Below are 21,616 nucleotides of genomic sequence, written 5' to 3'. Positions count from 1 at the left end.
TTTTGTCTGGCCTGACTGACGATCTGGATCGCGAACACTTCCGCGCGCATGGGTGGAGGTCGGCATTGAACGCAACGGCGATTTTCGCGTTCTGGGAAGAGCTGGAACCGGGTGTATTCGAAGACCATGGATAGTTTGAAACAGCTTTGAAACATGGGCTGTGTTTCAAAGTGGCAACAAAGGCCGATATTCGAAAAAATCTCACCCTGTCTACTGAAAGAACCCACGAAAAAAGTGCATGTGTTGTGATGGTGAAGTTCAAGTATTGCTTTCAGTTTGCAGGGTCTTCGATTTCAGTTGGTCGGATGTTGACTTTCAATTGGTCGGTGCCGTACTTTCAATCGGACGAGAAGAAGTCATTCGAACATGTATCCAAGATTTGCTAAAACCAGAATAGAAGAAGCGTTGTCTGACACGCGTGTTGTTCTGATCTCCGGACCTCGACAGTCTGGCAAAACAACCCTGGCAACAGAAATCGCCTCTGACAAAGCCCTTTCTAACATTGGACGATGCGACTGTGTTGCAATCAGCTATAGATGATCCTGCCGGTTTTGTTCGCGGGTTGGACCGGGCGGTTATCGATGAGATTCAGCGAGCCCCAGACCTCCTTCTGGCAATCAAAAACGGTGGATGATGACAAAAGGGCAGGAGGTTTCTGCTGACCGGTTCCGCCAACCTAATGACCATTCCCAAGGTCGCGGACTCTCTTGCCGGGAGAATGGAAATTGTCCGTCTCCTACCTCTCAGCCAGACGGAAATCCTTGAAACGAAATCGGGCTTTATCGACCGGGCATTCGAAGCCAAAGCCCCTGTCGTAGACCAGCCGGTCATTGGCGATGAACTTGTTGAGACAGTTCTTTCCGGTGGCTACCCTGAGGCTCTTGGACGGAAAAGATGGGGGCGAAAGCAGGATTGGTACCATGATTATCTTGATGCGATTGTACAACGAGACGTTCGCGATGTGGCCCAGATCGAACAGCTCGCAATCATGCCAAAACTACTGGCAGTTCTGGCAGAGCATTCTGGTCAACTGGTCAATTACTCAGGGATCGGTGCTGCCATAGGTCTGAATCACGTAACCACTCAGAAATACGTGCGGGTTTTTGAAAACCTTTTTCTCGTGCACAGTTTGCAGCCGTGGTTCACCAATCGCCTGAAGCGGCTGACCAAGTCCCCCAAGTTGCACTTCCTGGATGCAGGCCTTTTGGCGGCCATGCGCAGCATTACGCCGGGCACCGTCAAAAAGGACAAGACACCCTTCGGGTCGATCCTCGAAACATTTGTGTTCAGCGAGTTGCGCAAGATTGCCACCTGGAGCGAGCAAAGATGCACGTTCTCGCACTTCCGCGATAAAGACAGAAACGAGGTGGATATCGTTCTCGAAAACAGGCGTGGCGAGATCGTTGGGATTGAGGTGAAGTCATCTGCAACAGTTACTTCCAGCGACTTTTCCGGGATGCGTAGATTGGCACAGGCTTGCGGTGACAAATTCATCCAGGGATCTGTTCTCTTCGACCACGATCAGGTTATACCCTTCGCGGACAACATGTTCGCAGTTCCAATTTCCAGCCTTTGGGCAACGAGTTGATGGACGCGCAAAGCCAAGGAATGGCAGGGGCCTATGAGCAGCCTCATCTGACTGGTCCAAATTGATTGTTAGTGCACGGTTGGCCTTGGTTTCATCAGCACAATTGCTTGCCGCTATGGGCATCAGTTAAGAAGGTTGTTTATGCCTGTGACATAGGTGTGGAGGAAACCCCAAGTCGGTACTGGCACCATATGGTAGACGCCCACTGATAGGTACACAGCTAACAGCGGAAAGTAGACCGAAGTACGAACTTCTCCTCCCACAGTCGGATCACCTTGTTGTTTTGCCAGTGCGAAGACGACGAAAAGCAGCGCAAAGATTTGAATAGATACCCATCGCCCCCAATCCGCGCCTAGCAGATACAAGGGCAGAAATGCAGCGAAGCTCAACGCCAGGGCAAATACCGCACTGGAGTTAGAAACGTGCTTACGCAAAAGCCAAATCAGCGACCCGAAAAGAAATGAAACCCACAGTGCCGCAAGTCCAAAATTCTTAACTCCACCAAATATTGCTACGAGATTCTGTCCTTCATTGACAACGGATCGAAAGTCCAGTTCCAGCCAGGCGATTGCGCCCCCGCAAATTTCTTGTTTCACACCGGTTGCCACTAAACGCTGGCATATCGGGCTCACATCCGAAACGCTCACATTGAGAAGCGAAAAGATTGTTACGGCGGCGGTTATTAGCCCCAATGTGCCAATCCAGACATAAGCCTTACCACGCTCAAGAAGTAACCAAAGAACGACTGCCGCAGGAACAACAAAGGCGGCGTTGGCTTCGTGGAATGAGATAGCAATGCCAAGCAGCAAGGCTGAGGATGCCAGGCAAATATTTGATGGTGGAGCTCTTCTTGGGAGCAGCAATGGTAAGAAAACCAGGTAACCGAGCCACTCCTTTCGAAACGGTGCATCCGGGTCGGTTACCCAAAAACGACAAGCGCCGGGCTTAGCAACGCAAGCGTTAAGCCATCAGTCAAGCCTCTTGAAACTGCGAGGTAGAGGAGCCCGCACAAAAGTAAGACAAGCATTCCGAATTGAGCGAAGCCGAGCAGATAAACGGGACCGATGCCTGTGAGTTCACTAAGAAACAGAAAGGTCTCACCCGAAATACCGCGTCTGACTGGACCAGCGGCAAAGTTTATCAGCCAATCCCCTTGCAGGTAGTAGTGACCACCATCTCGAATAGTTTTGTAGTGCCGCCACGCAATGTAAACAAAGGATGAGATATATACGCCAAACAGTAGCAGGGCATTGAGTGCTGGCTTTTTCATCTCACACCTTAAAAGGCTTTTCGCCAAGCGCATTTGGGAAAAACCTAAAACCAAATCAAACTGGACGTAACAAAAGCTTGGCTAGTCAAATTGTCAAGTTAGGTCGGATAGTCTGGGGCATTCGAAGTTCGTTGAGACAACAACAGCTTAGATAGTGCATCATTGTTCAAGGAAGTGCGGTATTTCCCGGTATTGATCGGCTTCCAGAAACTCAGATTTGGGCATGACTCCCTGCTAAATCCACTCGATGGAGTTTGGCATGAAGCTCCGTGTGAGGTGGTCAAAATTGACGTGCAATAGAACTGAGAAACATGTTGCCGATGACCGAAGAAGCTCAATCTGGTACCGTATCGACAGGAATCTTTGGTTAATCGATGGACTATTGGACAGATACAATGGAACAGTGGGCTGGAGCCACAATAGGTTTGATTTCAGTTCTTGGCTTGGCATCAACTTCACTCGCGGAAAATGTAACGCTAGACCAACTGCATGTGTCGGACCTGCCCTTTGTATCGTATTCTTGGGGGTCCCATGCTGGCCCGATGCCCGAGGGAAATAGTGTTCTGAGCTTATCTGATATGATGGTCCGCTCAGTTGGCGTCGATGTTTGGTATGGGCAATCCCATGACTTGGTCATTATTTCGGGCAGAATAAATTCACAAACTGATAGCGCAATAGAATTTAGCGTCCCCTTGATACAGGCGAAGACTTCTCTCCACTCGGATTTGACGGCGTCAACGTCCAGATTGATATCAACGAAGAAACTCGAACTTGCGGGCCGAGTATTGACCCAAAATTACTTGAACCCAGTGATTTCGAGTTTGCAACGGCCCGAGTTACGACAGACACAGGAATAGCAACAGATTTGCGTATTGGTCCACTGTTGGTTGCGCCATTGGGTTCAAGCATCGATCCGGCTTGTAGTCCCTAGCTGTGCACGGTCATCTCGACTTCTATTCTGGATACGCGGGAACTGGCATCGATATTGTTGGGTATTCAGGGGCTAACTACACTCTGCCAGATTCACGCCCCTGCATGCTCCACTTGCCGTGCCAGTGCTATCAGCCGCTTACGCTCAGCCAATAGTGCTTTTGCACCCTCAGATTACCGAGCATAAGAACCGCAGAGGCAAGGTGATCAAGCGCACGCACTCGATCCCTAACTCGTTGCCCGAAGTCCAAAATAACAATTTAGTGGATTAAGGCTTCAACTGGCATAGTCCACACAAATCTGAACTGGAACCCTTGCTCTAAGCGCATGATGCATACCTTCTACATCTTTGAAACTTGCCCGTTCTGTGTGCGTACCCGCATTTTGGCTGGCTGGAAACGGCTGTCGCCTGAGCTCATCTATGTTTCACCGGGCCGTATTCCGCCCGAACTGGAGGGCCGAGTCGATAGGCTGACTGTTCCCATTCTGGTCGATGGTGAAACGCTGATCCAGGACAGCAACGAAATCATTCGTCACTTTGACACGATGGGAACCCGGATACTGCCCTCATATGGCACAAGTCCGGAACTGGAAGAATGGCGCGCATCCTTTGCTGCGCCACTCAACGCGCTCTGTTATCCACGGATGCCACACTTGAACCTGCCGGAGCTGACATCCCCTGAAGTTAAGGCCTTCTTTGAAAGAGCTATGCCAGAGCGGATTGGAATGACGTTTTCGGATGCGTTCGCGGAGACACAGCGGTTCGTGTGTGAAGTCGAGACCGCATTGCCAGAGGCAGAATTTTTTGACAGGCATCAACATAAGTTTTGACACTGTGGGGTCGACTCCGGCTCAGTGCAGAATAGGGCGCTAAGAGCTTCTAGCCCCGTTGACCCTTCGCTGCACGATGCTCGAACTTGTGAGATGCGGACAAAGGGTGCTTTCGCGATTGCGGCCCAAAAGGCTGCTTTGAGTTTTCTGGCACTCAGAGATGAGAGTCAGAACGTTCCTTTAACCAAGTCATAACTTCGGCAACGGCCCGGTTCGTTCTCACGGTTCGCGGCATGAGGACGTAGAAGTCTCTTCCACCGGCTTCCCATGTCTTGCCCACCTCTACGAGGCGACTGGTTTCGAGGTCATGAGCCACCAGAAAGCGGCTTACCAACGCTACACCTTGCCCGGCGATGGCCGCATCAACTGCGAGTGACGTCTGGCTCAGGCGAAGGCTACGCGGTGCCTGTTCACTCATCCCCAAATACTCAAGATACCTCGGCCAAAGATGATGGGTGTCATGTATTTTCGGCAGCTTGGGCAGAGCTTCTGGATCGGGAGGGTTGCGTCCATCGCCTGCGAGTGATGGCGCAGCCACTGCGACCAGAGATTGCTTGAACAACAATGTAGCGTCCAGCGACGCGCCAAATGGCGGCGATCCTTGACGCACCGCAAGGTCGATCCCGTCGCTGTGGAAGCTGGACACCTTCTCCGTGGCCAATATCCGCAAATCAATGCTCGGATGAGTTTCAGTGAAGTCCGGAAGATTGGGGATCAGCCATTTCGCCGCAAAGGTAGGGGTGACACTGATGATAACCTTGTGCGGCTCCGGCTTCAGTTCGGCTGTTGCGGATCTCAGGTCCGCGAACACTGCCGCAATCCGGCTGTGAAAGCTGCGCCCGACCGACGTGAACGCCAGACCCTTCGGCACCCGCTCAAACAGGGTTAGTTCCAGATGCGCTTCGAGCTGGCGAACATGCTGCGCAACAGCCCCTTGCGTCACGCCCAACTCATCGGCGGCAGCACGAAAGCTAAGACGACGGCCAGCAGCATCAAAGGCACGTAAACCATTGAGAGGAGGGAGTTCGGTCATATCGCAATAGTATTTCTATTGTCATAAAGCATCAATTCTCAATCGCACTCCAGCCAGTTGTCCACAATAATGGCTCCAAACATAGAAGGATTCCAGAGATGTCAGTAGAAAAAGTAGCTCTCATTACGGCAGGTGGCAGCGGCATGGGAGCAGATGCAGCACGCAAATTGGCGCAGGACGGGTTTAAGGTCGGTATCTTGTCGTCTTCCGGAAAGGGGGAGGCTCTCGGCGTTGAACTCGGCGGCTTTGGCGTTACGGGTTCCAATCTCGACAGCGATGCGCTGACTGCGTTGGTCGAGGGGCGACGGATCGCTGGGGCCGCGTCGACGTCTTGGTGAACTCTGCTGGTCACGGACCAAAAGGTCCGGTCCTGGAGATAAGCGACGAGGATTGGCACCAAGGCATGGAAGTCTACCTTATGAATGTGATCCGCCCGACCAGGCTGGTCACACCCGTGATGCAAGCGCAGGGCAGCGGGGCAATCATCAACATTTCGACCTTTGCGGCGTTCGAACCTGATCCGCTCTTTCCTACATCTGGTGTCTTCAGGGCCGGGCTTGCTGCATTCACCAAGCTGTATTCTGACAAATATGCGGCAGAAAACATCCGTATAAACAATGTTCTTCCAGGCTTCATCGACAGCCTGCCGGAAACCGAAGATCGCAAAGCGCGTATCCCAATGGGGCGCTATGGATATGCCGCTGAAGTTTCCTCCCTGATTTCATGGCTCGCCTCGGAACAAGGCGGTTACATGACCGGTCAAAACCTGCGCGTCGATGGAGGATTGACCCGTGCCGTCTGACACCATTGTCATTGCGACATCCCGTGAACGCCTCATCTTTGCGGTCAAATGGGGCGCATCGGCCATTCAAATCCTGGGATATACCGCCACAGGATTTGGATGGACGCCTTGGAACCTTTACCTTTTCCTTGTCGGTGTTCTGGGATGGTTTGCCGTTGGCGCACTATGGAATGACAAGGCATTGATGTTGGTTCACCTTGTGGCTCTTGGCGCAATGTTTGCGGGCATGACAAGCAGCTGACGTAGCATAGCGGCCATTGGTTCCCGGCGCAGCATCGGTAAAATGGCTCTCTGGCCGATTTCGCCGCATGCTGGATGAATGTCCGGTGTTGCCGCCGCGCCAGGTTTCATGGGTTTTCCGCTTTCATCTTCCGCCATCTGTATTCGCCGGTCAGGATAATATGCGCCCATCCAAGGGGTGAGATGTGCGCAAGGAGATAGGCGGGTGTTTCCAATCCGGCTTTTTCCCGTGCGATGACCGCAGACCCGAGTTGCTTGGTGTTCCAGTAGATGATGATGGCGGTGAGCAGGTTCAATCCGGCGATCCGGAAGTGTTGGCCCTCTGTGGTGCGATCTCTGATTTCTCCCTGCCTGCCGATCCGAAGAGCACTTTTCAAGGCATGATGCGCCTCGCCTTTGTTAAGGCCAATATTGGCGCGACGCTGCATATCGGTATCGAGCGACCATTCGATGATGAACAGTGTGCGCTCGATACGCCCGATCTCCCGAAGGGCGATGGCCAGATCATGTTGCCGTGGCCGTGCCGCCAGTTTCTTCAAAAGTTGGCTTGGCTGCATCCTGCCAGAGAGCATGGTCGCAATGCAGCGCAGCACATCTGGCCAGTTTGCGATAATCGTATTTTCTCGGATTTTGTCGCCCACCAAGCCCTTCAGCTCAGTCGGGACACTGCGCCGATCAAAGACATGCAACCGTTTAGACGGTAAATCCCTGATGCGCGGGATAAACAGATACCCGAGAAGCGAGGTCGCAGCAAAAACAAGATCTGTGAAGCCGCCCGTGTCGGCATATTGCTCTTTGATCTGTTTTCCCGTTGGGTTCATCAGCAAGCCATCCAGGATGTAGGGTGCTTCGTTCACCGTTGCCGGGATGACCTGCGTGGCGAAGGGGCCATATTGATCTGATACATGGGTATAGGCTTTCAGGCCAGGTTCGTGACCGTACTTCGCATTGATCAGATTCATCGCTTCGCCCTGTCGCGTGGTGGGGAAGAATTGCCCATCACTGGAAGCGGTTTCACCGGCACCCCAGTATTTGGCCATTGGCAACTGTGCCTGCGCTTCGATCACAATGGCCAATGCCCGATTGATGGCCTCGCTTTCCACATGCCAGTTCGAGAGCCGTGCCAACTGAGTAAAGCTGTGCGTGCTGCTGGCCCCGGCCATTTTGCTCAAGCCGAGATTCAGGCCCTCTGCCAGAATGACATTCAAAAGGCCAAGCCTGTCTTTGCACGGTGCCCCGGTGCGCAGATGGGTGAAGGCATCAGTGAACCCCGTGTCATTGTCCACGTCCATAAGGATGTCCGTGATCCGCACCTCCGGCAGGCGGCGATAAAGATCAAGGATGAGGCTATCGGCCTCAGCGGGTACATCAGCTTCAAGCCGGTCAACGCGCAATCTGCCATCCTCGATAACACCGCCGGGAAGGCTTCCGTTTTTGACTGCCATCGCAAGCCTGTGCAGCCCGTCTTCCAGGCGTTGTTTTCGATCTGCGATCCAGACTTCCGGTTCCAATGGCATCGACAAGCCCATGGTCTGCGCGGCCTCGACCGGAACCAAAGCCTGTTTCATATCAGAATAGCGGCGCGAGTGGGCAAGCCAAACATCCCCGGATCTGAAGGCTTCGCGCAGATGGAACAATACCGCAACGACCCATAGTCGGTCTCGATTGCTTTCTGGATTCCGCAAGTGACTTCGCCATTTCGACTGTGGCTGAAGAAAGGGCGCAGAGCGGCTTGGAATATCGCGCTTGGCGCGGATCACATCGGTCGCCGCCAGCAACGGCTCAGCCACACTGGCCCCCGCGATGTCCAATGCTGCCAGCATGCGTGGGGCATAGAGCTTGAACCGATGATAGCCCTGCTCGACATAGCCCAGTGCATCCGCCTTGACGGTCTTACCGAGTGCCCCCGCCGTTGCGACGAGGCGTTCCAGAGCATCCCAGCCACAGGATGCATCTACGGCACTGGCGACAGCCACCTCATCACCTTTGGTCAACAACAATGTCGTGCCCAAAGCCTCAAACCCGGCCAAGGTCGCTGCGATCTCCGATTGCGCGTCGGTAACACGGGCGTCGCAAATTCTCTTTGCTTCCCGCCAGATTGATCCAACGATCCGGTCATGGGTTTCGACTACGGTATCAGCGATGGCGGCTGACCATTCCACAATGCAGGTGGCAAGAATGGCCAAACGGCGATCACTGGTGATGTCCCGCAGCCCATCTGTAAAATAGCGCTCCCCCTGACGACGCAATTGCGCGACCCGGTGCGCCGGAATGTCGTCCAGGACAGCTGGTGGCAACCCAATCCGTTGAAGAAACTCCAGCCGGTCAAGCTGACGGTTGATGTCGGCAGAATTTTTTCCGACCTCGAACTGCCGCAGCCAGATGAAACGGCTGACTCGCGCATCCACCTCTTCGCTGAGCAAACAATCAAGGCGTGCGCGCATTTCTGCGTCGAGCTGAGCCGTAATGCGAGCCTCTACCCTGCGTTCAGCTGCAACCAACGCATCCGCGCAGTAACGCTCTATGACCGATATACCGGGCAGAATGATCTGCCGTCTGCGGCATTCTTCCACGAACTCTCTCACCAGAAACTCGCTGGACTGCGCCGCTTCAGCATTCTGATCCAGCCATTTCCGCATTTTCTTGGCGCGCTTGCCGGAGAACATCTTGAACCCGTACATCTTGCGCAGAGCTTCCAGATGTTCCCGGCGGGTCTTCTCCCGTGCGGCATATGGCAGGAGATCATCCGGCTTCAGTCCGAGTTGCGCGGCCACAAAACGGGAAACCGGCTCCGGGATCACCTCGCCAGACTTGAGCAAGCGACCTGGATACCGGAAGGCACAAAGTTGAAGCGCAAAGCCAACTTGGTTTTCTGGCCGTCGCCGTGTGCGGATGTGCTCAATGTCTTCATCATCCAGGGTGTAATGCCGAAGCAACGCCATCTCGTCTGTTGGAAGATCAAAAAGCGCCGCGCGTTGTCGCGCGGTCAGAACCGCTCGGTGTGCCATCGGATTGTACTTTCTTTATGAAATGGGGTCTTTGAAAGTAGACATATTGAGACCGTCCGCTTGCCATGTCTTTTTCAATGTCTCAATATGGCGGTCGCACAATTCCTTAACTTATATGAGACCCAATGGCCAAAGTCGGATATGCCCGTGTCAGCTCAGTCGGACAATCCCTGGACGTGCAGCGGGAAAAGCTGAGTGACTGCGACAAACTGTTTGAAGAAAAGCGCAGCGGCACCACCGACGCCCGACCTCAGCTCAAAGAATGCCTGAATTACGTCCGCGATGGTGACCAGCTCATCGTGACCCGGATCGACCGTCTGGCTCGATCCACCTTGCATCTCTGCCAGATTGCCGAGACCTTGCGGGATAAAGGCGTCGATCTCGTCGTCCTTGATCAGAACATCGACACATCCGATGCCACTGGACGGCTTTTGTTCAATATGCTTGGGGCCATCGGCCAGTTTGAGACCGAGATCCGCGCAGAGCGGCAAATGGACGGGATCAAGAAGGCGAAGGATCGAGGTGTTCAGTTCGGAAAGCGCCCCGCGCTTACTGATGATCAGATCATAGAACTGCGCGACAAACGCGCAAGTGGCACTCTGATCAAGGACCTCATGGCGGAATACAGCCTCTCGAAGGCCACCATCTACCGCTATCTCACCGAAAACGAAGGCTGAGCGCGACGACAGTACCCCGATCCGGGTTTTTCGCCTGTGAGCAAGATGTGCGCCCACCCGAGCGGCGAGATGTGGGCTAGAAGCTCTTAGCGCCCTATTCTGCACTGAGCCGGAGTCGACCCCAACTTGGGTGCAACCGCGATCAAAGATTGCGGATCAGGTATCTCTGAATTGGCTAAAACGTGCTGCTTCGTCTTTGACAAGACCTCAGGCGTAAGTTTCACATAATTTCAACTACGCGCCATTTGGTGGCTGACTTGCAAGCTTCAAGTTAGGTTGAAGCGGATGCGAGTTTCGAAATTGTTTTGCATGTGTGCCGCAAAACAGGATTATGCATGATTTATTTGAAAGGCTGCCACTTCTCGAAAAAAGCGGTTTTTACGCTGTCTACTTCCAATTCCGATATACGGTGTCTTACTGAAGCCTAGAGGAGATTAAAGAATCCAATTCTCAGTATCTCAGCAAAAGCTACCCAATCTTTGATCTAGACTTTGCTCGCCACAAATGCCTGGGCGATGGTGCACATCTTTTCCCTGGCCGCCATTCGGTCCATGTCATTTGGAAAGCTTTGTTCAATCACAGTTTCAATCTGAGTCATTGCTTCGTCCCGGTTGAGCCCGCCAATCTGCAAACCGCAGCGCATCCATAACCCGTCAATCAGCAAGCTGACTGTATGCGCGGTAACATGGGCCTTTGCCGCTTCTGCCCCGGTCTCCTTCAGCGCTGAATAGAGGTTGCTGTGCAGGCGGTGATAAATCGCGTTTTGCAGGCGTTGAAATTGGGGGTTGTGCGGAACCTCGGCACACATGGCAATCCATCCATGCGCGACCTCTGGTCTGAAGGTGGTAGGAGAGAAATTCGCTTCGATAATTGCATAGAAGCGTTCCCAGGGCGTCGCTGCCAAAGACAGGAAGGCGACCGCCTCTTTGCGCAGCGTAGCATTAGCACGGCGCATGGCGGTTTCGATGAGGGCCTGTTTGTTCGAAAAATAGTGCAGCACGCTGGCCTTGGAGGCGCCGGTATGTTCGGCGACACGCTGCAAGGTCGTGCCTTGCATACCGTGTAAGGACAGCACTTCGAATGCTGCGGCAGCGAATTCTTCACGGCGAATTTCGGCAATGCTTTTACGTCCCATTGGGCCCTCTTTTTGACCGAGAATAGATTTAGTTGACTCTGCGGTCAATTTAAACGTATGGTCTGTTTATTGACTATAGGGTCAGTATAAAGACCACTGGGAGGAATTACGAATGCAAATGACACTCCGCAGCGCAACCATGGCCTCCGTACTGGCCGTTTGCGCCCATCAAGCCGCCGCCAATTGTGACACTGTGCGTATGGCCGAGCCAGGCTGGACCGATCTGGCCCTGACAACCGGTGTCGCGAGTACCGTGCTGGAGGGTTTGGGATATACGCCGGAAAGCGATGTTCTGGGTATTCCAGTGATCTATGAATCAATGGTCGGCAAGGATCTGGATGTATTCCTGGGCTACTGGGACCCGGCGATGGAAACCTATTATCAGGCCTATCGCGATACCGGCGACATCGAGACGGTGCACCAGAATCTGGAAGGCGCGAAATTCACCTTTGCGGTACCGAAATACGTCTACGAAGCGGGCGTGACCGATTTTTCACATCTGGTGGAAAACGCCGACAAGTTCGACAGCCAGATGTACGGGATCGAACCCGGTTCGAACGACATCATGCTGGACATCGTAGGCAAGGACGCCTTCGGTCTGGGCAGCTGGAAAGTCGTCGAAAGCTCGGAACAGGGCATGCTGGCACAGGTCAAGAAGAACCAGCGCAAAGAAGACTGGATCGTGTTCCTGGCATGGGCGCCGCACCCGATGAACACCCAGTTTGAAATCGAGTACCTGACCGGTGGCGACGAATTCTATGGCCCGAACTTCGGTGGCGCAACCGTGCATACCCAAGTGCGTAAGGGCTATCTGGAAGAGTGCCCGAATATCGGCAAGCTGGTAACCCAGATGACCTTCGACATCCCGATGGAAAGCGAAGGCATGGGCTATATCCTGGAAGATGGCATGGACCCGAACGAGGCTGGTGCCGCGCTTCTGAAGGCGCATCCCGAGTATCTGGACGCTTGGCTTGATGGCGTGACCACCTTGGATGGCAGCAGCGGTCTGGACGCAGTCCGGGCGCATCTGGGCCTGTAATCAAAGCGGGGTGAGCGATGCCTATCCAACAGACAATCGCCGGAAACTGCCCCATCTATGTCGAGATGCACGGCGACAAAGCCGCGCCGTGCATCGTGATGATCCTCGGGCTGGGAATGCAGCTGCCGGAATGGCCCCAGGGCCTGATTGACAGCCTGGCCCGGGACTTTCACGTCGTTTGCGTCGAAAACCGCGATATGGGGCGGTCTGGTCGGGCAGGGCCGGATATCGACCCCGAAGCCTTCAGACTGCTGGAATCGCAGCCAACCGTACACCGCTCCCCCTACACGCTGTTCGACATGCGCGACGATGTCCTGCGCTGCGTCGATGCCCTGGGCGTTGATCAATTTGCCGCGGTTGGGTTTTCCATGGGGGGCATGATCGCCCAGCTGGTCGCAGCCAAGCTTGGTTCGCGCGTCACCGGGTTGGCACAGATCTGCAGCAGCGCAGGCGAGGCAGAAATCCCAGCGCCGCCCGGTGCATGGGACCGTTTTAAGCGCACCGCGCGCCCGTTCGTATCTGAAACCGAATTTGTCGATTGGCTGACCGATGACCTCATCTGGTGGTCCGATCCGACACCGCTGACCAAAGAAGACGCCCGCGCGACGGCGCTGGACATGATCCAGGGCGGGTTCTCGTCCGGGGGATATGCCCGGCAGTTGCTTGCGCTCAATGGGTCCGGCGACCGGACGCCCGAACTAAAGTCGATCACGGCACCAACCCTGATCGTCGCCGGTGCGCAGGACCGCTGCGTGATGCCCGAAAGCTCGTATCAGGCGCATGCGCTTATCGCCAATTCCGAATTCGTACTGTGCGAAGACATGGGCCATGCCCTGGATCCGCAGGCCATCAAATATCTCGAAAACTGGCTGAGGAAGACACTTGACCCTCAGGACCAGCAAACAACGGCACATGCAGGAGGGAGGACCTGAAATGGAGTGGTTGGAATCCTATAAAATTCCGATTGGGAAATGGGCAAAGATCTTTGTCGAATGGCTGACCGATAACTTTTTCTGGTTTTTCGATGGCCTTTCCGCAGTTCTTGAGGGGATCATCCTCGCCCTGCTCTGGTTGCTGCAAGCACCAAACACCTTTGTGGTGATCGCGGTTATAACCGCGCTGTCCTGGCTGGTTCGGAAATCCATCGGCTTTACCCTGTTCACGGCGCTTGGGCTGCTGCTGATCGTCAACCAGGGATACTGGGTCGAAACGACTGAAACTCTGGCGTTGGTCTTTGCTGCTGCCGTGGTCTGCATGGGGCTGGGCGTGCCGCTTGGCATTGCCGCCGCTCGCAAACCCTGGCTGTACCGGATCATGGAACCCATCCTGGACCTGATGCAGACGATCCCCACATTCGTCTACCTGATCCCGGCGCTGATCCTGTTCGGTCTGGGTATGGTGCCCGGCCTGATCGCCACGGTGATCTTTGCCATACCCGCTCCGATCCGTCTGACCCATCTGGGGATCACCTCGACGCCCACGTCACTGATCGAAGCCGGCAAGGCCTTTGGGTCGACCCCGCTGCAGCTGATGTGGAAGGTGGAACTGCCTTATGCGCTGCCACAGATCATGGCCGGTCTGACGCAGACCATCATGCTGTCACTGTCCATGGTGGTGATCGCCGCCCTTGTGGGAGCCGACGGCTTGGGTGTTCCGACGCTGCGGGCGCTGAATTCGGTCAATATCGCCAAAGGGTTCGAAGTCGGCATCGCAATCGTTCTGGTCGCCATCATCTTCGACCGGATGTTCAAAAGAGGGAGCCCGTGACCGATGACTGACACAATGGTACGTTTCGACAACGTGAACATCGTCTTTGGCAATGAACCGAAGACCGCCCTGCCGATGATGGACAAGGGGATGTCGCGCGCGGAAATTCAGGAACAGACCGGACAGGTTCTGGGCGTTCATGATTGCTCAATCGATATCAAGAACGGCGAGATTCTGGTGCTTATGGGCCTGTCGGGATCCGGTAAATCAACCCTGCTGCGGGCGGTAAACGGGTTGAACCCGGTGGTGCGCGGCAAAGTTGAGGTCAACACCGGAAACGGCCTGGTGGATATCGTGCAGGCCAACGAAAAGGCTCTGCGCGGAATTCGCCGGGATCGCGTTGCCATGGTCTTTCAGCAATTCGGGCTGCTGCCCTGGCGCACTGTGATCGACAATGTCGCCTATGGGCTTGAGGTCGCTGGTGTCGACAAAGACGAGCGTCTGCGACGCGCCCGCGAACAGCTGGAACTGGTGCATCTTGAGGATTGGGCCGACCGCAAGGTTCAGGAACTGTCCGGCGGCATGCAACAGCGTGTGGGCCTGGCCCGCGCCTTTGCCACCGAAGCGCCGATCCTGCTGATGGACGAGCCGTTCTCGGCCCTTGATCCGCTGATCCGCAACAAGCTTCAGGATGAATTGCTGGAGTTTCAGCAAAAGCTGGGCCGTACGATTGTTTTCGTCAGCCACGATCTGGATGAGGCGCTGAAAATTGGGTCTCGCATTGCCATCATGGAAGGCGGTCGCATCGTGCAATGTGCGGAACCTCAGGACATCGTCCTGAATCCCGCGACGCCGTATGTCGCCGAGTTTGTGGCCCATATGAACCCGCTGAACGTCTTGCGCGCGATGGAGATCATGATTGAGCATTCCGGCCCCGTTCCTGCGGACGCCCGGGTTATCGCTGACACGACGCCCCTAAAGGACATCATTTCGATGCTCATAGAAGAGCAAAGCGAAATCATTGTTCTGGGGGCGGACGGGCCAATCGGCAAGATTGACGTCAAGGCCGCGCTGAGCTGCCTGTTGCGCACACAACAGGCCGAAGTCGCGGCGTAACAACCGGCGCCGGGGGCTATCTCTCTGGCGTCGCTGACCAATTTGCATCGGAGGTGTCGACCATGATCGCGCAACCCACTGCCAGCCATTTCGTCAATGGGGCTTATGTCGAGGACGAAAGCGGAGAGGCGCTGGATGTCATCTATCCGGCAACCGGCGGGGTGATTGCCAATCTGCACGAAGCATCGGCCGAACTCGTTGATCGCACCATTGCACAGGCGCGGGCAGCACAAAGGACTGGGCTGCGATGTCCGGCGCCGAGCGCGGGCGCATCCTGCGCCGGGCCGCCGACATCATGCGCACGCGCAATCACGAATTGTCAGTGCTAGAAACCTATGACACTGGCAAGCCGCTGCAGGAAACCACTGTCGCAGATGCCACGTCGGGGGCCGATGCGCTGGAATACTTCGGCGGGCTGGCCGCCAGCCTGACCGGCGAACATATCCAGCTGGGCGAAGACTGGGTCTATACGCGGCGCGAGCCGCTGGGCCTGTGCGTTGGTATCGGCGCCTGGAACTACCCCACCCAGATCGCCTGCTGGAAAGCCGCGCCCGCGCTGGCCTGTGGCAATGCGGTGATCTTCAAACCGTCCGAGGAAACCCCGCTATGCGCGCTGAAAGTGGCCGAAATCCTGATCGAGGCGGGCCTGCCCGCTGGCCTGTTCAACGTGTTGCAGGGCCGGGGCGAGATCGGCGCGGCGCTGGTCACGGATCCCAGGGTGGACAAGGTCTCGCTGACCGGGTCGGTCCCGACCGGGCGCAAAGTCTATGCCGCCGCCGCCGAAGGCATGAAACATGTCACCATGGAGCTGGGCGGCAAGTCACCGATGATCGTTTTCGACGACGCTGATCTGGAAGAGGCCGTCAGCGGTGCCATTCTGGGGAATTTCTATTCCTCAGGTCAGGTCTGTTCCAACGGCACCCGCGTGTTCGTGCAGAACGGCATCAAAGAGGCGTTTCTGGCCCGCCTGCAAGAACGGCTGGCCGGTGCCATCATCGGCGACCCGCAGGATGAGGCGACGAATTTCGGCCCTCTGGTCAGCGCCCGTCAGCTTGAGATTTCGCTCAGCTACATTGCCTCGGGCAAGGAAGAAGGCGCACGGCTGGTCTGTGGCGGCGAGCGGATCGACAAACCGGGCAACTGGATCACGCCTGCGGTTTTCGCCGATGTCAAAGACGACATGAAAATCGCCCGGGAAGAGATTTTCGGACCCGTGATGGCAGTGCTGGATTTCGACACCGAAGACGAGGTGATCACCCGCGCCAACGCCACCGATTTCGGTCTGGCCGCCGGGGTGTTCACCAATGACCTCAAGCGCGGTCACCGTGTGATCGCCCAGCTTGAAGCCGGCAGCTGCTTTCTCAATTCCTATAACGATGCCCCGGTCGAAGCGCCGTTTGGCGGCGTCAAGCAATCAGGCGTGGGCCGGGAAAACTCGAAGGCCGCGATCGAACATTACAGCCAGGTCAAGTCGGTCTATGTCCGCATGACCTCGCTCGAAGCACCGTTCTAAGGAGGATTCCATGGAGGCAGATTTTGTCATAGTTGGTGCAGGGTCGGCGGGATGCGCCATGGCGTACCGCCTGTCCGAGGCCGGATCATCCGTGATCGTCATCGAATATGGTGGCACCGATGCGGGCCCGTTCATCCAGATGCCCGCGGCCCTGTCTTATCCGATGAACATGTCGATCTATGATTGGGGCTTTTCGTCCGAGCCCGAGCCACATCTTGGCGGGCGCGAACTGGCCTGCCCGCGCGGCAAGGTGATCGGGGGATCGTCGTCGATCAACGGGATGGTCTATGTCCGGGGCCATGCCAAGGATTTTGATCACTGGGCCGACAGCGGCGCTGCGGGCTGGAGCTATGCCGACGTCCTGCCCTATTTCAAGCGGATGGAAAACTGGCATGACGGCGGCCATGGCGGCGACCCAGAATGGCGCGGCAATGACGGCCCCTTGCATGTCACCCGCGCCCGCGAAAGAACCCGCTGTTCCACGCCTTTGTCGATGCCGGGAAGCAGGCCGGGTATCAGGTCACCGGCGACTATAACGGGGAACAACAAGAAGGCTTTGGCCCGATGGAGCAGACCGTCTGGAAAGGACGGCGCTGGTCGGTGGCAAATGCCTATCTGAAACCTGCCCTGCAACGCCCGAACTGCACGCTGGTCAAGGGGCTGGCAAACCGGGTGATCATCGAAGACGGCCGGGCAACCGGTGCCGAGCTGCAACGCGGATCGAAAACCGAGACCATCCGCGCCAAACGCGAGGTGATCATCTCGGCCTCGTCCATCAATTCGCCAAAACTGCTGATGCTGTCGGGCATCGGACCGGCGGCGCATCTGGCCGAACACGGGATTGATGTCGTCGCGGACCGCCCCGGCGTGGGACAGAACCTGCAGGATCATCTGGAACTGTATCTGCAGATGGCGGCCAGCCAACCGATCACGCTGTACAAATACTGGAACTTGTTCTGGAAAGGTGCGCTGGGTGCGCAGTGGTTGTTCACAAAGACTGGCCTGGGGGCATCAAACCAGTTCGAAAGCGCGGCCTTCATCCGGTCGGCAGCGGGCGTCGATTATCCAGATATCCAGTACCACTTCCTGCCGATGGCGGTACGCTATGACGGTCAGGCCGCTGCCGAAGGGCACGGTTTCCAGGCGCATGTGGGGCCCATGCGATCGAAATCGCGCGGCACTGTCACCCTGCGCAGCGCCGACCCCAAAGAGGCCCCCAAGATCCTGTTCAACTACATGAGTCATGAGGATGACTGGGCAGAGTTCCGGACCTGCATCCGTCTGACCAGGGAAATCTTCGCGCAGGACGCGTTCAAGCCTTATGTGAAACACGAGATCCAGCCCGGAAACGCGGTCCAGAGCGACGACGAACTGGACGATTTCATCCGCCATGAGGTCGAAAGCGCCTACCACCCCTGCGGTACCTGCAAAATGGGGGCTGCAGATGATCCGATGGCCGTTGTCGACCCGGATTGCCGCGTGATCGGCGTCGAGGGGCTGCGCGTGGCCGACAGTTCGATCTTCCCGCGCATTACCAACGGCAACCTGAATGCCCCATCGATCATGACCGGTGAAAAAGCGGCGGACCACATCCTTGGCAAGCGTCTGGCACCGTCCAATGCCAAACCCTGGACCCATCCGGATTGGGAGAGCAATCAGCGTTGATCTGGCCTCTCCTGCGGCGCGTCTGATGCTCCTCCCCACATTGCAGGCGCGCCGTTTTTTGGCTCACAGTACACAGTACGCCTGAGGACGGAGGATGTGGGTCCAAAAGCTGGTCGCCCTATGCGATCGGATTTACCTGCGCTCAGAACCACGTATGGTCGGGAACCGACCGGGCCAACACATGGCAAGCCCGGTCCGAGGGATCAGAAATTGAACATCACACCGAATGTAGCGCTGTAGATATTGTCTTCATCCACGATCGGGCTGTTCGAAACATCGCTGGGCAGGAAGTCGGCGCGCAGACCGCCCATCAGGGACCAGCTTTCGTTGATCGGCCGCACCATGCGGGCTTCGACAAACGGGATGATCACATCGCCGGGCGCATATTCCGGGCGCCCCGGGCGTGCCTCATCCGCGGAAACCCCCCAGACATAGCCGCTCAGATCTTCGCTCTGCCAGCCGGCACCGGCGCGCAGTTGCAGCATCGACTTGCCGATCTGCGTGCCATACCCGAAATCAAAGATCACTTCCTGACCATCATGCTCGCCCGTGACTTCCTGACGGAAGCGCAGGCCGGTATTGAAGCCTGCACCAAGATCATAACCAAGGATAAGTGCCAGATCCCCGGTAATCTCACGGTCAATCCCGTCAAGCTCGTCGGCATCGGTGTTGAACAAACCCGAGAAGCGAGGCAACAGGCCGACGGACAGTGTATAGCCGTTGCCCTTGTAAGCTTCATATTCAAGACCCAACGTACCGATGGACAGCGGACCTGTCTTATATGTCACCAGCGGATAGGGTTGGACCTGCGTTCCTTCACCGATATAGGGGTTGTTTGCGACACCGGCGATTACACCGATCTGCCAACCATCTGGCGGACCGCTGTCCTGCGCGGCACCGGAAGAGGCCAAGGCGGCAACGGCCAACGGGGATAGGAACACTGCTCGACAGTTGATCACGGAATCTTTCCTCTGCGTGGGATTCAATTTTTGGGCGTTTGTGTTGACCGATCTTCTGTGCCGGCATCGAACGTGGTCCAGACTCAAGCAATCGGTCGAGGGGTAGAGAACTCTAAAGTGGTGGGTTTGGCGACATAAATGACAAACGGTCAGATCCAAGTTGAACCACCCGATAAATGCAAAAACTCAGCCCGGGTATTCGAAGACTAATTTTCATCTAGATTAACCTTGTTTTGGCACAAAGACCTGCGAGTGCGCGTCGTCAGCCATCGCCGCGTTGAGTTGTTTAGTTCTTGGCGTCAGCTAGTTGCATCAAATACTCAGTGCACGTGCAAGTTCGTCAAAACGCGCCAAATATACGCGAATGGTCTGTGGTATTCGTAAGCGGTATGTGTGCAACCGTTGGCGATTAGGTGCGTTGTTTTCCTGTTTCGCAACACTTAAATTTTCACGCTGAGACTCTTGATCCAGATCCAGCGATTCCATGACAAAACCCGTTCAACTCTACGGCACTTTACTTCAGACCGTTCAAAACGCGTTGATTTCAATCGTGTCGTTTGAGGGTTTGACAATTTGGAAGCTCATCCACTTCGTGGGCTGGTTCGTGGGCAGCATGGGTCTTCTTTTGACAGTGTTCGAGACTGGGCCCTATTCAGATTTGCCGATGTGGGCGGCATTCCTGATGTGGTCGGCGCTGCTGTTTGCAGGCAGTGCAATTTTGATCGGGGTCGCCGTTGCCAGCATCCTTGCCGGCCTTAGCATGCCCTGGCCTTTAATCTGTGCGGTGCTTTTTCTACCTTTGTTGCTGGCCCCTTTTCTCTGCTGATTGGTCTCATGTCGGGAACAGATCGGCTTTCCGGCTCTCTTTCCAATGGTATTGTGATCAGCCTGCTTGACGAAGCCACCAATCTGGCGCTGCCATCAGTATTCCTGTCCTCAGCGCTTTGTGTGTTTGCTGTCTGGTTCGGCAAACTTCTGCAGGCCAATAGTGACAATAGCGGTGAGAAGTCAGAGGAAATCGTCCAACGACCGCGTCTCAGAGAAGCAATCCCGACTTTGCCAACCCGCCTTGGTGAAGATATTGTTCGGGTCGAAGCGCAGGACCACTATATCAGCGTGTTCACATCATCCGGACAAGCGACGTTAAAAATGTCGTTCTCCGATTGTGTTGACCGATTGCAGGATTTCAGCGGTGCGCAATGTCACAGATCGCATTGGGTCAGTTTCAGCCATATCCAGGAAATCCACCGCTCAGGAAGCGCTTATACCTGTATCCTACGCGACGGAACCAGCATACCGGTCAGCCGCAGACGCCGATCTGCACTAAATGTTTCGCCTTAATTTTGTAAGCTCTCAAAACATCTGTTGTTTGTCGGGCTTGTATGCCGCTTTCTGCGCGGATCCAGGCAGCCCGGTGTGGATTCTGCATCTGGCGCAGGCCGTCGCCATCATCCTCTTTGAAACTCTCTTTCCTTATCGTATGTTGATAGGTAACTACCCACGCTTTGAAAGAAGACAGCGAAGAATGCGAATTTCGCCAGATATACGGACGAAATATCTCCAATCGCTTCGTCGCATTGAAGTAGGCAAAAAAGAAACTCTTCTTTTGCAGGGGGAAATTAGCAATCTTGCCTACATCGTTGAAGAAGGGTGCCTACGTATTTGGCATAACAATGATGGGACGGATGTTACGCTTCAGTTCTTCTTTGAGAATGATATTGTTTCTTCGCTTGAAAGCTTTTTTCACGGTCGCCCGAGCAAATTCGGGATCGAGGCCGTTACGCCGACGGTTGTCAGAGCTATTGAGCGAACCACATTTAATAAACTGATGGCCCACTCGACAGAGTTCAGAGAGTTCATGTTCCGCGCGCTCGTTGATCGCCTTACTGACTACCAAAACCTTTTCCTCAATCGGATTATGGATAACCCAGAAAACCGATATCGCCACCTTTTGGAACACTCTCCTGAGCTTTTGGAAACGGTGCCGCTGCACTATTTGGCATCGTATCTGGGGATCACTCCAGTATCACTCAGCAGAATCAGAAAAAAGGTTGGCTTTCCTTAACAAATGATAACGCGGGTCGGGTTGAAATTTGGCATATT

At 55.3% G+C, this 21,616-nt stretch carries 17 protein-coding genes and 3 pseudogenes; 14 read left to right on the top strand and 6 right to left on the bottom strand.

Translation table 11 applies throughout. The features are described 5' to 3' along the window. Positions 1-679 precede the first annotated feature (679 nt). A complete protein-coding gene (locus tag ACR3E4_RS22495) occupies positions 680-1,588 on the top strand; it encodes an ATP-binding protein (protein WP_480567362.1) in 909 nt (302 codons plus the stop codon). Positions 1,589-1,710: 122 nt separating this feature from the next. Here ACR3E4_RS22495 and ACR3E4_RS22490 read toward each other — a convergent pair whose 3' ends face one another. Then, positions 1,711-2,397, bottom strand: a complete 687-nt coding sequence (locus tag ACR3E4_RS22490; RefSeq protein ID WP_480567359.1) for a hypothetical protein — start codon at positions 2,395-2,397, stop codon at positions 1,711-1,713. Between the two features lie 110 nt (positions 2,398-2,507). Beyond that, positions 2,508-2,858 carry a hypothetical protein gene (locus tag ACR3E4_RS22485; RefSeq protein ID WP_480567357.1) on the bottom strand — a complete coding sequence of 117 codons (351 nt, stop codon included), beginning with the start codon at positions 2,856-2,858 and terminating at the stop codon, positions 2,508-2,510. A 1,257-nt stretch (positions 2,859-4,115) separates the two neighbouring features. Here ACR3E4_RS22485 and ACR3E4_RS22480 point away from each other — a divergent pair. Further along, positions 4,116-4,619, top strand: a complete 504-nt coding sequence (locus tag ACR3E4_RS22480) for a glutathione S-transferase N-terminal domain-containing protein (protein WP_480567355.1) — start codon at positions 4,116-4,118, stop codon at positions 4,617-4,619. 154 nt (positions 4,620-4,773) lie between these two features. Here the strand turns inward: ACR3E4_RS22480 and ACR3E4_RS22475 are convergent, their stop codons facing one another. Further along, positions 4,774-5,652, bottom strand: a complete 879-nt coding sequence (locus ACR3E4_RS22475) for a LysR substrate-binding domain-containing protein (RefSeq protein ID WP_480535144.1) — start codon at positions 5,650-5,652, stop codon at positions 4,774-4,776. 98 nt (positions 5,653-5,750) lie between these two features. Here ACR3E4_RS22475 and ACR3E4_RS22470 point away from each other — a divergent pair. Next, positions 5,751-6,454: pseudogene (locus ACR3E4_RS22470) on the top strand (SDR family oxidoreductase). Continuing rightward, entirely contained in the window at positions 6,444-6,695 is a 252-nt protein-coding gene (locus ACR3E4_RS22465) for a DUF6552 family protein (protein WP_480535146.1), read from the top strand. Before ACR3E4_RS22470 ends, ACR3E4_RS22465 begins: the two are co-directional and overlap by 11 nt. A gap of 106 nt (positions 6,696-6,801) precedes the next feature. On the opposite strand, the gene ACR3E4_RS22460 is transcribed toward ACR3E4_RS22465, so the two are convergent. Next, the gene (locus ACR3E4_RS22460; RefSeq protein WP_480535147.1) at positions 6,802-9,702 is read right to left on the bottom strand and encodes a Tn3 family transposase; all 2,901 of its coding nucleotides are present in this window, start codon (positions 9,700-9,702) and stop codon (positions 6,802-6,804) included. A 125-nt stretch (positions 9,703-9,827) separates the two neighbouring features. Between ACR3E4_RS22460 and ACR3E4_RS22455 the strand changes: the two genes are divergently transcribed. Then, complete coding sequence (locus ACR3E4_RS22455) at positions 9,828-10,379, top strand: recombinase family protein (protein WP_480535148.1); 552 nt, start codon at positions 9,828-9,830, stop codon at positions 10,377-10,379. Positions 10,380-10,863: 484 nt separating this feature from the next. Here ACR3E4_RS22455 and betI read toward each other — a convergent pair whose 3' ends face one another. Further along, positions 10,864-11,562, bottom strand: coding sequence for a transcriptional regulator BetI (gene betI / locus ACR3E4_RS22450; RefSeq protein WP_480567335.1), 699 nt, complete (start codon positions 11,560-11,562; stop codon positions 10,864-10,866). Positions 11,563-11,626: 64 nt separating this feature from the next. Here betI and choX point away from each other — a divergent pair, with 64 nt between their 5' ends. From choX to betA, 6 genes and pseudogenes are all read left to right on the top strand, one after another. Beyond that, a complete protein-coding gene (choX, locus tag ACR3E4_RS22445) occupies positions 11,627-12,553 on the top strand; it encodes a choline ABC transporter substrate-binding protein (RefSeq protein WP_480535150.1) in 927 nt (308 codons plus the stop codon). Positions 12,554-12,570: 17 nt separating this feature from the next. Beyond that, a complete protein-coding gene (locus ACR3E4_RS22440; protein ID WP_480535151.1) occupies positions 12,571-13,485 on the top strand; it encodes an alpha/beta fold hydrolase in 915 nt (304 codons plus the stop codon). A gap of 1 nt (position 13,486) precedes the next feature. Further along, the gene (choW, locus tag ACR3E4_RS22435; RefSeq protein WP_480535152.1) at positions 13,487-14,320 is read left to right on the top strand and encodes a choline ABC transporter permease subunit; all 834 of its coding nucleotides are present in this window, start codon (positions 13,487-13,489) and stop codon (positions 14,318-14,320) included. A gap of 3 nt (positions 14,321-14,323) precedes the next feature. Then, on the top strand, positions 14,324-15,376 hold the full coding sequence (gene choV / locus ACR3E4_RS22430; RefSeq protein ID WP_480535153.1) for a choline ABC transporter ATP-binding protein: 1,053 nt from the start codon (positions 14,324-14,326) through the stop codon (positions 15,374-15,376). Between the two features lie 62 nt (positions 15,377-15,438). Then, a pseudogene (gene betB / locus ACR3E4_RS22425) lies at positions 15,439-16,889 on the top strand (betaine-aldehyde dehydrogenase). A 10-nt stretch (positions 16,890-16,899) separates the two neighbouring features. Continuing rightward, positions 16,900-18,554, top strand: a pseudogene (gene betA, locus ACR3E4_RS22420) (choline dehydrogenase). Positions 18,555-18,757: 203 nt separating this feature from the next. On the opposite strand, the gene ACR3E4_RS22415 reads toward betA, so the two are convergent. Further along, complete coding sequence (locus ACR3E4_RS22415) at positions 18,758-19,513, bottom strand: MipA/OmpV family protein (protein ID WP_480535156.1); 756 nt, start codon at positions 19,511-19,513, stop codon at positions 18,758-18,760. Positions 19,514-19,997: 484 nt separating this feature from the next. Here ACR3E4_RS22415 and ACR3E4_RS22410 point away from each other — a divergent pair, with 484 nt between their 5' ends. The 3 genes from ACR3E4_RS22410 to ACR3E4_RS22400 are packed head-to-tail and all read left to right on the top strand — an operon-like array spanning position 19,998 to position 21,578. After that, positions 19,998-20,339, top strand: a complete 342-nt coding sequence (locus tag ACR3E4_RS22410) for a hypothetical protein (RefSeq protein WP_480567300.1) — start codon at positions 19,998-20,000, stop codon at positions 20,337-20,339. Positions 20,340-20,347: 8 nt separating this feature from the next. Beyond that, complete coding sequence (locus ACR3E4_RS22405; RefSeq protein ID WP_480567298.1) at positions 20,348-20,854, top strand: LytTR family DNA-binding domain-containing protein; 507 nt, start codon at positions 20,348-20,350, stop codon at positions 20,852-20,854. Further along, positions 20,841-21,578: a Crp/Fnr family transcriptional regulator gene (locus ACR3E4_RS22400; RefSeq protein ID WP_480535158.1), complete on the top strand. Its 738-nt coding sequence runs from the start codon at positions 20,841-20,843 to the stop codon at positions 21,576-21,578. Before ACR3E4_RS22405 ends, ACR3E4_RS22400 begins: the two co-directional genes overlap by 14 nt. The last annotated feature ends 38 nt before the right edge of the window (positions 21,579-21,616 follow it).

Source organism: Ruegeria sp. AP11 (assembly GCF_056535865.1).
The sequence above is the reverse complement of the archived record's forward strand: the minus strand, read 5'-3'. Positions and strand labels throughout refer to the sequence as shown.